9 protein-coding genes, 1 tRNA gene and 1 pseudogene are annotated in these 12043 nt (G+C 75.5%); 7 read left to right on the top strand and 4 right to left on the bottom strand.

Annotation, left to right across the window (positions count from 1 at the left end; translation table 11 throughout):
- The 3 genes and pseudogenes from GJV82_RS18415 to GJV82_RS18405 all read right to left on the bottom strand — a co-directional run.
- Positions 1 to 330 (bottom strand): annotated as a pseudogene (locus GJV82_RS18415) (AAA family ATPase); the annotation flags it as partial.
- Positions 327 to 899: a hypothetical protein gene (locus GJV82_RS18410; RefSeq protein ID WP_024842177.1), complete on the bottom strand. Its 573-nt coding sequence runs from the start codon at positions 897 to 899 to the stop codon at positions 327 to 329. The gene GJV82_RS18410 and the pseudogene GJV82_RS18415, both read right to left, overlap by 4 nt.
- Before the next feature lie 83 nt (positions 900 to 982).
- Positions 983 to 2200 (bottom strand): toxic anion resistance protein, encoded by a 1218-nt coding sequence (locus GJV82_RS18405; RefSeq protein WP_115942317.1) that lies wholly within the window; start codon positions 2198 to 2200, stop codon positions 983 to 985.
- Between the two features lie 251 nt (positions 2201 to 2451).
- On the opposite strand from GJV82_RS18405, the gene GJV82_RS18400 reads away from it, so the two are divergent.
- The gene (locus tag GJV82_RS18400; protein WP_155100220.1) at positions 2452 to 2871 is read left to right on the top strand and encodes a PPOX class F420-dependent oxidoreductase; all 420 of its coding nucleotides are present in this window, start codon (positions 2452 to 2454) and stop codon (positions 2869 to 2871) included.
- Positions 2872 to 2875: 4 nt separating this feature from the next.
- Here the strand turns inward: GJV82_RS18400 and GJV82_RS18395 are convergent.
- Positions 2876 to 2951 (bottom strand) — tRNA-Arg (locus GJV82_RS18395).
- Between the two features lie 133 nt (positions 2952 to 3084).
- Here GJV82_RS18395 and GJV82_RS18390 point away from each other — a divergent pair.
- From GJV82_RS18390 to GJV82_RS18365, 6 genes are all read left to right on the top strand, one after another.
- Complete coding sequence (locus GJV82_RS18390) at positions 3085 to 4767, top strand: GTPase (RefSeq protein WP_318657820.1); 1683 nt, start codon at positions 3085 to 3087, stop codon at positions 4765 to 4767.
- Positions 4764 to 6350 carry an ABC transporter gene (locus GJV82_RS18385; RefSeq protein ID WP_318657819.1) on the top strand — a complete coding sequence of 529 codons (1587 nt, stop codon included), beginning with the start codon at positions 4764 to 4766 and terminating at the stop codon, positions 6348 to 6350. Before GJV82_RS18390 ends, GJV82_RS18385 begins: the two co-directional genes overlap by 4 nt.
- A 44-nt stretch (positions 6351 to 6394) precedes the next feature.
- The gene (locus GJV82_RS18380; protein ID WP_155100219.1) at positions 6395 to 7027 is read left to right on the top strand and encodes a single-stranded DNA-binding protein; all 633 of its coding nucleotides are present in this window, start codon (positions 6395 to 6397) and stop codon (positions 7025 to 7027) included.
- A 135-nt stretch (positions 7028 to 7162) separates the two neighbouring features.
- On the top strand, positions 7163 to 8845 hold the full coding sequence (gene ettA / locus GJV82_RS18375; protein ID WP_024842184.1) for an energy-dependent translational throttle protein EttA: 1683 nt from the start codon (positions 7163 to 7165) through the stop codon (positions 8843 to 8845).
- A 190-nt stretch (positions 8846 to 9035) separates the two neighbouring features.
- Positions 9036 to 11135 carry a dynamin family protein gene (locus GJV82_RS18370; protein ID WP_155100218.1) on the top strand — a complete coding sequence of 700 codons (2100 nt, stop codon included), beginning with the start codon at positions 9036 to 9038 and terminating at the stop codon, positions 11133 to 11135.
- The coding region (locus GJV82_RS18365; RefSeq protein WP_318657818.1) for a GTPase at positions 11132 to 12043 on the top strand (912 nt) is incomplete at its 3' end. The genes GJV82_RS18370 and GJV82_RS18365, both read left to right, overlap by 4 nt.

Raw genomic sequence — 12043 nt, 5'->3', positions numbered from 1 at the left:
CGCGGCGGCGCGGGCGACGTCGGCGAGCGCCTGCCCGTACGCCGCGGCGTGCTTCGAGCGCGCGGCGCCGAGCGCGGCGAGGACGTCCGTGGGCGAGGTGCGCCACCGGCGCGCGCTCGACGCCGCGGTGAAGAACGCGCCCGTCGCCGCGGGGTCGTGGCCGAGCGCCGCGAGCCACGCGGCAGGCGCGCCCGGGGACGACTCGGCGACGGCCGCCGCGAGCCGGGCGCCCTCGTCGCGCGCGGCCTCCTCGTCGACGCCGGCGGCACGGGCCGCGGCGTCGAGCGCGTCGAGCGCCGCGGCCAGGCTCGGGGTCACGTGGTCGGTCACGGCGCCTCCAGCCGTCCGGGCTCCGCGGGGGGTCCCGCGGGCGGCTGCGGCGTGCCCTGGCCCGCCCCCGGGTCGAGCGCGATCGACGAGTCGCGGAACTTCTCCGCGAGGAACGCCCCGTGCGCGACGAGGGCCGCGGCGTCGGCGCGCGAGACGGCGTCCGAGATCTTGTCGAGCGTCACGCCGAGCAGGTCGAGCTGGTCGCACAGCAGCATGAGCGACGTCTTGCCCTGCGCGACGACGCGGCGGTCGGCGAAGTCGCGCGGCAGGCGCAGGTACGCGCCGACGGCCTCCGGCAGGTAGCTCGTCGCGGTCGCGACCACGGTGTGCGCCTGCTGCGACCCGCCGCCGAGACGGTCGAGGCGCGGCACCATCTCCTCGACCGTGCCCGTGATGCGGTGCACGCGCGCCGTGACCGCGGGCGGCACGCGCCCCTCGATCTGCTGCTCGACGCGCTCGACCGAGGCGAGGATCTCGGCGGACGTCGGCGGGGCGGGCACCTCGTACTCGGGCTCGGGCGCGGGGGACCGGCCGCCGAGGCGGCCGATCACGTCGGAGAACCAGCCCATCTAGCTCGGGGTCCGATCTGTCGTGCGGGTGCGGGTGCGGCGGTCGCCGCGTGCGGTCGGGTGCGAGGAGCCCGGGGCGGGCGTCACAGGCGACCGATGTCGAGCGAGCCGTTGCCCGCCTGCGACTGGTCGGAGCGGCGCGCCCGGTCCAGGTACTCGTTCGCCTTCGTCGTCTCGGTCTCGAGCACGCCGATGGTCTGCGCCATCGAGTCGAGCGCCTGCGTCTTGAACGTCGAGATCGAGTCGAGCGTCGCGTAGATGTTCGCGAACGCCTGCTGGAGCTGGGGGAGCCCGACGGTCGCGCTCGCGGCCTGCTGCTGGATGCCCGCCGACTGGTCCGCGAGCATCTTCGACGTCGACGCGATCATGTTCGACGTCGTCGTGTTGAGCGCCGTGATCTGGTCGAGCACGAGCTTCTGGTTGGCGAGCGCCTGCGCCACGATGACGGCCGTGCGCAGCGCCGAGACCGTCGTCGTCGTCGCGCGGTCGACACCCTTGATGAGCTCGACGTTGTTCTTCATGATGATGTCCATCGCGAGGTAGCCCTGGATGGACACCGCGAGCTGCGTGAGCAGGTCCTGGTGCTTCTGGCGCACGTAGAACAGCACGTCCTCGCGCAGCGCCTGCGCGCGGTCCGGGTCGCTCGCCTCGAGCTCGGCGATCTTCGTGGAGAGCTCGGTGTCGAGGCGCTCCGCGATGAAGATGTACTGGTTGAGGCGCGCCATCGAGTCCCAGAGGTTCTGCTTCTCGAGGTTGAGCGCGGCGTTGTCCTTGCGGAGCTCGTCCTGGCCGTTGTAGAGCGACTGGACGATCGCGTTGAGCTGCTTCTGCGAGCTCTCGTAGCGGCGGAAGTAGTCCTGGATCTTGCCGCCGAACGGGATGAGGCCGAGGAACTTCTTGCCGACGCTCGCCTCGCTCGGGTCGAGGTCCTCGACCGTGCGGCGCAGCTCCAGCAGCGACTTGCTCACCTTCGAGCTGTCGGAGACGCCGCCCTCGCGCAGCTCCTTGACCGGCATCTCGAGCATGCGGTTGGAGACGTCGGCCGCCGCGCGGATGTCCTTGTCGCCCATCTTGCGGACGTCGTCCGCCTTGGCGGCGAACTCGGGGGAGCGCGTGTCCGTCGACAGGAGCTGGTCGAGGTACGACGACACCTTCGACTCCAGGCCCGGGATCGCCGCCTCGTCGATGCGCGGCGCGAGCGACGGGGCCTGCGTGGCGGCGACGGGCTTGACGGGCTCCGGGGCGCTGAGCGTGAGCGTCTCGGTCGGGGCGGGGGGCTGGAGCGGTGCTGCCTCGGTCATGTCGGTCCTTCGCTCGTGCGTGCCGTCGTACGCCGTCGGTGGCTGGTGGGGCCGCCCTCGCGAGCGCCCCTCGACCCGGGCGAACCGGGCGGAACCGGCCTGCGCCGGTCGGGCGAGTATATCTACGACGGGTGGCCTGATCTTTACCCTTTCCGGGGTCCGGGAGGGTGAGAACTCCCCATGCCTGGCACGACGTCCGGGAGCGCCCACGAGTTCCGATGAGTCGGCGCCCGCCCGAGGGTCGTACCACCATGAGCATCGACGCCCCCGCCCCCGGACCCGCCCACGTGCCCGAGGCGGCGCGCGCGCTCGTCGCCGGCCCGCACGTCGCGCACCTCGCAACCGTGCTGCCCGACGGCGGCCCGCACGTCGTGCCGCTCTGGGTCGGCTGGGAGGGGGGCCGGCTCGCCTTCCTCACCGGGCCCGGCTCGCGCAAGGCCCGCAACCTCGCGCGCGACCCGCGCGTCGCCGTGTCCGTGACGAAGACCGGGAACCCGTACGTCACGGCGACCCTGCGCGGCCGCGTCGTCGAGGTGCTCGACGGCGACGCGGGCTGGGCGGTCGTCGACCGGCTCTCCGTCCTCTACACCGGCGGCCCCTACCCGCGCGGGGAGGAGCGGCACGCCTACCTCGTGGAGGTCGACCGGGCGACGGCGTCGTCGTTCGGCTGAGCGGTGGTGCCCCGAGCAGGACTCGAACCTGCAACCTACGGATTAGAAGGCCGTTGCTCTATCCATTGAGCTATCGAGGCGCGCGCCCATCGTAGTGGGAGGCGGGCGTGCTCGGGAGGTCGAGGGCCTGGTGACGGACGTGCAGGTGGGGCGGTTGTCCACCGCGCGGCGCGTGCGTTTGGCGGGGCCCCCGGCAGAGGTCACTATGAACCAGTGAGAACTCCAGACGCCGCCACGAGCGACGCGAGCGCCCCCGCGACCGGCCGGTCGCCGGGCTCGTGGAGGCCCGCGCAGGCGACCGAGGAGCTCGGCGTCACGGTCTACGACGTCGCGCGCGACCTGCGCCGCGACGTCGCCGACGTCGAGCTCCCGCTCGCGATCGACGGCGCCGACGAGGCGGAGGCGTCGCGCCGCCGTCTCGTCACGCAGCTCGACGAGCACCTGCTGCCGCGGCTGCGTGAGCTGTCGTCCCCGGCGATCGTCGTCATCGCGGGGTCGACGGGCGCGGGCAAGTCGACGCTGTACAACTCCCTCCTCGGCGAGGAGGTGTCGCAGGCGGGCGTGCTGCGCCCGACGACGCGCGAGCCGGTGCTCGCGTTCAACCCGCTCGACGCGGACGTGATCGTCGAGGGTCCCGTGACGCGCGTGGCGCGCGTCATCGACCACGACGGCGTGCCGCGCGGGACGGGGCTGCTCGACGCGCCGGACCTCGACTCGCTCCTGTCGGAGAACCGCGACACCGCGAGCCTGCTGCTCGAGGCGGCGGACCTGTGGCTGTTCGTCACGACGGCGTCGCGGTACGGCGACGCCCTGCCGTGGCAGGCGCTGTCGCGCGCGAAGGAGCGCGGCGCGAGCGTCGCGATGGTGCTCAACCGCGTGCCGCGCGAGACGCTCACGACGATCCGTGGGGACCTGCTGCAGCGTCTGCGCGACCACGGCATGGACGGCACGCCGCTGTTCGTCGTGCCGGACGTCGGCCCGCACGAGGGGCTGCTCGACCGCTCGGTCGTGGCGCCCGTCGCGCGCTGGCTGACGATGCTCGCGGGCCCGGACCGCTCGCGCGCCGTCATCACGCGCACGCTCAAGGGGTCGCTCTCCGCGCTCCCGGCGTGGGTCACGGGCGTCTCGGACGCGGTCGAGGAGCAGGTCGAGGCGGCCGCCGTGCTGCGGACCGCGGCCGAGCGGGCGGTCCCGCCCGTGCGCGACGCCGCCCGGGCGGCCGTGCTGGACGGCGCGGTCGCGCGCGGGTCGCTCGAGGCGCGCTGGGCGCAGGTCACGGGCGCGGGGCGCGTGGACCGCGTCACGGTGCGCGGCGGCGTCGTGCGCTCGTCGAAGCGCCGCGGCCGCGCGCGCGAGCAGGTGCTCGCCCCGCTGCTGGAGGAGACGCGCGAGGCCGCGCGCCGCACCCTCGCGGCCGACGGCGTGCTCGGCCACGAGGCGCTGCGCGCCGCGCTCGACGGCGAGCGCCCGCTCCCGGGCGCCTCCGACGTCCTGCCCGCCGAGGAGGACGCCGCCGCGCGGCGCGAGGCCTCCGCGACGACGCAGGTGCTCCAGTGGTCGCGGCGCGCCGAGCAGGTCGTGGCGGAGCTCGCGGCGCCGACGGCCGCCGACGCCGCCCGCGCGGCCGTCAAGGCGTTCGGGGAGACCGGTCTCGCCGCGCTGCTCCTCGCGGGCGCCGCCGGCAACGACGACGCGGCCCGCCTCGTGCGGACCGTCCTCGCCGCGACGGGCGAGGACGCGCTCGCCGCGCTGCGCGACGACCTCGCCGAGCGTGCCGCGACGATGGTCGAGCGCGAGGTCGAGCCCGTGCTCACGGCCCTCGACGACCCCGCTCTCGCGGCCGACGCCGCCGTCGGGCTCCGACTCCGACTCGCCGAGCTGAGGAGGCTCATGTGACGTCCCACGACGCCCAGCTGCGCGCCCGGGCCGACGACCTCGCGCGCGCGGTGGACCTCGCGGGGGACCGCCTCGACCCCGTGGTCGCGGCGCAGGTGCGCGACGCGATCGCCGGCGTGCGCGAGCGCCTCGCGCTCGGCGTCGACCACACGGTCGTCGCGCTCGCGGGCGGCACGGGCTCGGGCAAGTCGAGCCTGTTCAACCGGGTGTCGCGCCTCGACTTCGCGGACGTCGGGGTCAAGCGTCCGACGACCGCGCGCGTCACGGCCTGCTCGTGGAGCGACGCCGCGACGGCGCTGCTCGACTGGCTCGACGTGGACCCGGAGCGCCGGATCACGCGCGACGGCGAGCTCGACGCGGACGACGAGTCCGCGCTCGGCGGTCTCGTGCTCCTCGACCTGCCGGACCACGACTCGATCGAGCCGGCGCACCGCGCGGTCGTGGACCGGGTGCTCCCGCTCGTCGACCTCCTCGTGTGGGTCGTGGACCCGCAGAAGTACGCCGACGACGCGCTGCACTCGGGCTACCTGCAGAAGTCGACCGGGCTCGAGGGGTCGATGGTCGTGGCGCTCAACCAGATCGACACCGTGCCCGAGGCGCGCCGGGCGTCGCTCGTCGAGGACATGGGCCGCCTGCTCGAGGAGGACGGGCTCGACGGCGTCTACGTCACGACCGTCTCCGCGCGCACGGGCGAGGGGCTGGGCGAGCTGCGCTCCCTGCTGGAGCAGGCGGTCGCGCGGCGCAGCGTCGCCGCGAGCCGGGTCGCGGGCGAGCTCGACCGGGCGGGCGCGCTCCTGCTGGAGCAGCTGCCGGGCGACGTGCCGTGGACCATGAGCACCGCGGTCGAGGAGGAGGTCGGCGCGCTGGCCGAGGCGACCGGCCTCGCCGCCGTCGCGGGCCAGGTCGGCGCGGCCGTGCGCAACGGCTACGGGCGCCCGGAGTTCTCGCCCCCGCAGCCCGACGCCGTCGCGCTGTCCCGCTCGCGCTGGCTCGCCCGCGCGGGCCGGTCGCTGCGTCCGGGCTGGCAGAAGGCGCTCGACGAGGCCGTCGCGCCCGCGGACCGGGTCGCCGAGGCGACGCGGTCGGCGCTCGCGAAGATCCCGCTCGACACGCGCGGCCCGGCGTCGGCGCGCCCGACGCGCCGCGCGGCGTGGACGGCGCTCGCCGTGGGGGTCGTCGCGGGCGTCCTCGCGGTGCTCGGCTCGCTGCGCGTCCTCGACCTCGGGCGCACGCTCGTGACGGTGTGCGCGGTCGTCGCGGCCGTGGCGGTCCTGGGCGCGGTGATCGCGTTCCTCGTCGCGCTCCAGGTGCGGCGCGCGCTCGCGCGGCGGCGCGAGCAGCAGGTCCTCGCCTCGGGGCGGGGCGCGATCGAGCGCGTCGTGCAGGACGCGATGGGCAAGCCCACGCAGGCGCTCCTCGACACCCACCGGCAGGTCCGCGAGCTCGCGCAGTCCGCACGCGACAAGGCGCCCGCGGCGCCGCTCACCGGGGCGCTACGGCTACCCACAGCCCCGGGTGGCGCGCCGGCGTCCACAGGGCAGGGCACGACGCCGGACGGGGGCACCGCGCCCGCCGCACCCTGAGGCGGTGGCCGGGACCAGCCCGGCCGTCGACCCCAGGAGGCACCATGCCCGGTGACGTCACGGTCACCCTGTCCGGCTTCGTCGCGACGACCCCCACGCTGTTCCGCTCGGAGTCCGGGAACGACTTCACGAGCTTCCGCATCGCGCAGACGCGGCGGTACCTCGACCGCGAGCGCGGCGAGTGGGTCGACGGCCGCACGCTCTGGTTCACGGTCAAGGTGTGGAAGGCCACGGCGCGCAACGTCGCGGTCTCGCTGCACAAGGGCGACCCGGTGGTCGTCACGGGCCGGCTCTCGCTCGACGAGTGGGAGGGCCCTCTCGGCCCGCGCACGAGCCTCGTCGTCGAGGCGACGGCGCTCGGCCCCGACCTCACCCTCGGGGAGGCCCGCTTCGCGCGCACCGTGCACCGTCGCGACGTCGAGCGGCGGGCGGAGGACGGGACGGGCGCGCCGGACGGCGACGCGGGCCGCGAGCACGACGAGACCGGTGCGCCGAACGCCGACGACGACGCGCGGGACGGCTCCGCCCGCGACCTCCCGGGCGGCTCGGAGACCGACGACGGTCTCGCGCCCCGGGACCCGTGGGCGTCCGTGGCGCAGGCCGACGCGGACCTGGGACCGGACACGGGACCGGACGCGGGACCGGACGTCGCGGTCGCGGCAGCGACGGCCGGCTGAGCGCGCGCGACGCCCCCGGGGCGGGTCCGGCGACGGGACACCGCGTCGCGGGACGCGTCCCGGCGGCTCGACCGCGTAGGCTGAGTGGTCGACGAATCCCGAACGCTCCCGACCGAAACGGTGGAACGACAGGCTGTGGCTGAGTTCATCTACTCCATGTACAAGGCGCGCAAGGCGCACGGAGACAAGGTCATCCTCGACGACGTCTCCCTGAACTTCCTGCCCGGCGCCAAGATCGGCGTCGTGGGCCCCAACGGCGCCGGGAAGTCCACGATCCTCAAGATCATGGCCGGCCTCGACACGCCCTCCAACGGCGAGGCGCGCCTGTCCCCGGGCTACAGCGTCGGCATCCTGCTCCAGGAGCCGCCGCTCAACGAGGAGAAGACGGTCCTCGGCAACGTGCAGGAGGCGGTCGCGGACATCCTCGCCAAGAAGCAGCGCTTCGACGAGATCTCCGCGCTCATGGCCGAGCCCGACGCCGACTTCGACGCGCTCCTCGCGGAGATGGGCACGCTCCAGGAGGCGATCGACGCCGCCGACGCGTGGGACCTCGACTCCCAGCTCGAGCAGGCGATGGACGCGCTGCGCTGCCCGCCGCCGGACGCCGACGTGTCCGTGCTCTCCGGTGGTGAGCGCCGCCGCGTCGCGCTGTGCAAGCTCCTGCTCGAGAAGCCGGACCTGCTGCTGCTCGACGAGCCGACGAACCACCTGGACGCCGAGTCCGTGCTGTGGCTCGAGCAGCACCTCGCGACGTACCCCGGCGCGATCCTCGCCGTCACGCACGACCGCTACTTCCTCGACCACGTCGCGGAGTGGATCTGCGAGGTCGACCGCGGCCGCCTCTACCCGTACGAGGGCAACTACTCGACGTACCTGGAGAAGAAGCAGGAGCGCCTGCAGGTCCAGGGCAAGAAGGACGCCAAGCTCGCCAAGCGCCTCAAGGACGAGCTCGAGTGGGTCCGCTCGAACGCGAAGGGCCGCCAGACGAAGTCGAAGGCGCGCCTCGCCCGCTACGAGGAGATGGCCGCCGAGGCGGAGCGCACGAGGAAGCTCGACTTCGAGGAGATCCAGATCCCGCCGGGCCCGCGCCTGGGCAACGTGGTCCTCGAGGCGACGAACCTCCAGAAGGGCTTCGACGGCCGCCAGCTCATCGACGGCCTGAGCTTCACGCTGCCGCGCAACGGCATCGTCGGCGTCATCGGCCCGAACGGCGTCGGCAAGACGACGCTGTTCAAGACGATCGTCGGGCTCGAGCCGCTCGACGGCGGCGAGCTCAAGGTCGGCGAGACGGTGTCGATCTCCTACGTCGACCAGTCGCGCGGCGGCATCGACCCGAAGAAGACGCTGTGGGAGGTCGTGTCCGACGGCCTCGACTTCATCAAGGTCGGCAACGTCGAGATCCCGTCGCGCGCGTACGTCGCGTCGTTCGGGTTCAAGGGGCCGGACCAGCAGAAGCCCGCGGGCGTGCTGTCCGGTGGTGAGCGCAACCGTCTCAACCTCGCGCTCACGCTCAAGCAGGGCGGCAACCTCCTGCTGCTCGACGAGCCGACGAACGACCTCGACGTCGAGACCCTCGGCTCGCTCGAGAACGCGCTGCTCGAGTTCCCCGGCTGCGCCGTCGTGGTGTCCCACGACCGGTGGTTCCTCGACCGGGTCGCGACCCACATCCTCGCGTACGAGGGCACGGAGGAGAACCCGGCGAACTGGTACTGGTTCGAGGGCAACTTCGCGTCGTACGAGGAGAACAAGGTCGAGCGCCTGGGTGCCGACGCCGCGCGCCCGCACCGCGTGACGTACCGCAAGCTCACGCGCGACTGACCGGACCGGACGGTCGGGCCCACGACGCCGGGCGGGGACGCACCCCGCCCGGCGTCGTCGCGTCCGCCTGCGGGGTAATCGGACGACCCGCCGTGCCACCTCGGGCCGGACGCGTCCGCCCGCGGGGGCGATCGGACGACCCGCCGTGTCACCTCGGGCCTGACCAGCGGCGCTGCGGCAGACTGGCCGCATGACGGCCACCGGTGACCTGGGAGACGACGCGGGCCGCCCCGGCGCGTCGGCGCAGGACGCCGAGGGACCCGACGCGACCATCGGACCCCGCCCTGGCGGTGCGGTGGCCGCGGGGGCCGCCGCGACGGCCGGGCTCGTCGAGTCGCTCGAGATCCTCCGCAGCCGGCTCGCGGCCGTTCGCCTGCCGCTGGACCTCCCGGGCGCGGCCGCGGCGCGCGAGGACCTCGGCCTCGCGGTGCACCAGCTCGACGACTACCTGCTGCCGCGGCTGCGCTCGCACGCGGCGCCGCTGCTCGTCGTCGTCGGCGGGTCCACGGGCGCGGGCAAGTCCACGCTCGTCAACTCCCTGCTCGGCGAGCACGTGTCCGCGCCCGGCGTGCTGCGCCCCACGACGCGCGCACCCGTCCTCGTCCACCACCCGCTCGACGAGCGCTGGTTCTCGACCGACCGCGTGCTGCCGGGCCTCGCGCGCGTGAGCGAGCACGGCGCACGTTCCACGGCCACCGCGACCGGCACGACGAGCGGCACGGTGACCGGCACCGGCACCGGACCCGGTTCCGGGTCCGGGGAGCCGACCACGCCGTCGGACCCGACGCGCACGCTGCGGCTCGTCGCGAGCGACGCCCTGCCGCAGGGGCTCGCGCTCGTCGACGCGCCCGACGTCGACTCCGTCGAGACGGCGAACCGCGAGCTCGCCGCGCAGCTCCTCGCCGCCGCGGACCTGTGGCTCTTCGTCACGACCGCCGCGCGGTACGCCGACGCCGTCCCGTGGGACCTGCTGCACCGTGCGGCCGAGCGCCGCGCGCAGGTCGCGATCGTGCTCGACCGGGTCGACCCCGGGGCGGAGGCGGTCGCCGACGACCTGCGCCGCATGATGGACGAGAACGCGCTCGACGCCGCGCCGCTCTTCGTCGTGGGCGAGACCGACCTCGTCGACGGCTTCCTCCCCGAGCACGCCGTCGCCGAGGTCGCGTCGTGGCTCTCCGCGCTCGGGGCCGACGGTGACGCGCGCGACCGGGTCGCGACCGCCACGCGCGACGGCGTCGTGGACGACCTCGTCCGCCGCGCGGTCCTCGTCGCGGGCGCCGCCGACGCGCAGGCGACGTCGGACGCGCGGCTCCGGGGCGTCGTCGAGCGCGCGTACGACGAGGCGGCCGCGACCGTGGACGCCGCCACGAGCGACGGCGCCCTGCTGCGGGGCGAGGTGCTGGCGCGGTGGCAGGACTTCGTGGGGACGAGCGAGATCTTCCGGTCCGTCGAGCAGGGGGTCGGGCGCGTGCGGGACGCGCTCGCGGCGTTCTTCCGCGGCCGGCCGGCGCAGGCGCCGCAGGTCGAGCAGGCGATCGCGCACGGCCTGGAGGCGGTGGTCCTCGAGGCGACGGACGCCGCGGCGGAGCGCGCCTACGGGGGGTGGCGTGCCGACCCGGCGGGCACGGCCCTGCTCGACGGGCTCGACCTCGCGCGCTCCTCCGCCGGCGTGCGTGCCCGCGTGGCCGACGAGATCCGCGGCTGGCAGTCGGACGTCCTCGCGCTCGTGCGCGAGCAGGGGGCGGGCAAGCGCGGCGCGGCGCGCGCGCTGTCCTTCGGGATCAACGGCCTCGGCCTGAGCCTCATGGTCGTCGTGTTCGCGTCGACCGGGGGGCTCACGGGCGCCGAGGTCGGGATCGCGGGCGGGACGGCGATCCTCGCGCAGAAGCTCCTCGAGGCCGTGTTCGGCGACGACGCCGTGCGACGCCTCACGCGGACCGCGCGCGACCGCCTCGCCGAGCGCGTCCGGTCCGTCCTCGACGACGAGGCCCGCCGTTACACCGCCCAGCTCGACGCGCTCGGCACCGCGGACGCCGACGAGTCGGCGCGGTCCGTGCGCGAGGCGGCACGCGGCGTCGAGACCGCCGCCCGCGCCGAGCGCGCCGCGCGAGGCCCCAGCCGTACCCCCGACCACGCGCCCCCCGGACGCCACGCGGCACGGCTGCTGCGCGGCGCCGGGTGGAGCGCACCGGCGCCCGGCGAGCCCGACGACGCGAGCCCGGACGAGGGCCCGCAGGAGACGCGCCGCCCCGGGTTCTGGCGCCGCCTCCTCGGGGGTGAGCGCGCGTGACGATCGACCTCGCGGCGCGTACGGCCGCGCTCGAGACCGCCGTCCGTGCGGGCGAGGGCCGCCTCGACGCGGACCTGCTCACGGACGCGCGAACCGTCGTCGCCCGGGTGCGCGAGCGCGCCGGGCTCTCGGCCGACCACACCGTCGTCGCCCTCGCCGGTGCGACCGGCTCGGGCAAGTCGTCGGTCTTCAACGCGCTCGCGGGCGCGGACCTCGCGACGGTCGGGGTGCAGCGACCCACGACGTCGCACCCCCTCGCCGCGGTCTGGGGCGCGACGAACGCCGCGAGCGGCGGGGCGCCCGCGGCGTCGGGCGTCGGCCCGCTGCTCGACTGGCTGGAGGTGCGCCGCCGGCACGACATGGGCACGCCGCTCACGTCGGGCGACCCGGGCGACGCGCGCCCCGGGGGCCTGCGCGGCCTCCTGCGGGGTCGCCGCGCGGGGGAGGTGACGAGCGGCCTGGTGCTGCTGGACCTCCCGGACCACGACTCGGTCGTCGTCGAGCACCGCGTCCGGGCCGAGCGGCTCGTCGAGCGCGCCGACCTCCTCGTGTGGGTCGTCGACCCGCAGAAGTACGCGGACGCCGCGCTCCACGAGCGGTACCTGCGCCCGCTCGCGGGCCACGACGCGGTGGTCGTGCTCGTCCTCAACCAGGTCGACCGGCTCACGCCCGCCGACGCCGACGCGTGCCTCGCCGACCTGCGGCGGCTCGCGGCCGAGGACGGGCTGGGCGACGCTCGCGTGCTCGGCGTCTCGGCGCGCACGGGCCAGGGGCTCGACGACCTCCGCGGTCTGCTCGCGGACGCGGCGGCGCGGCGGCGGGCGGCGAACGACCGGCTCGCCGCCGACGTGCGGGGCGTCGCGCGACGCCTTGCCGACGCGTGCGGCGAGCCACCGCCCGAGCGCGCG

It is taken from the genome of Cellulosimicrobium composti, assembly GCF_009711085.1.
Lineage (GTDB): Bacteria > Actinomycetota > Actinomycetes > Actinomycetales > Cellulomonadaceae > Cellulosimicrobium > Cellulosimicrobium composti.
The sequence above is the reverse complement of the archived record's forward strand: the minus strand, read 5'-3'. Positions and strand labels throughout refer to the sequence as shown.

Bases quoted from the DNA above. Each gene is read 5' to 3' on its own strand.
- GJV82_RS18380 (WP_155100219.1), top strand. From the start codon at position 6,395: ATGCCCGGTGACGTCACGGTCACCCTGTCCGGCTTCGTCGCGACGACC.
- GJV82_RS18400 (WP_155100220.1), top strand. From the start codon at position 2,452: ATGAGCATCGACGCCCCCGCCCCCGGACCCGCCCACGTGCCCGAGGCG.
- GJV82_RS18370 (WP_155100218.1), top strand. From the start codon at position 9,036: ATGACGGCCACCGGTGACCTGGGAGACGACGCGGGCCGCCCCGGCGCG.
- GJV82_RS18405 (WP_115942317.1), bottom strand. From the start codon at position 2,200: ATGACCGAGGCAGCACCGCTCCAGCCCCCCGCCCCGACCGAGACGCTC.
- GJV82_RS18410 (WP_024842177.1), bottom strand. From the start codon at position 899: ATGGGCTGGTTCTCCGACGTGATCGGCCGCCTCGGCGGCCGGTCCCCC.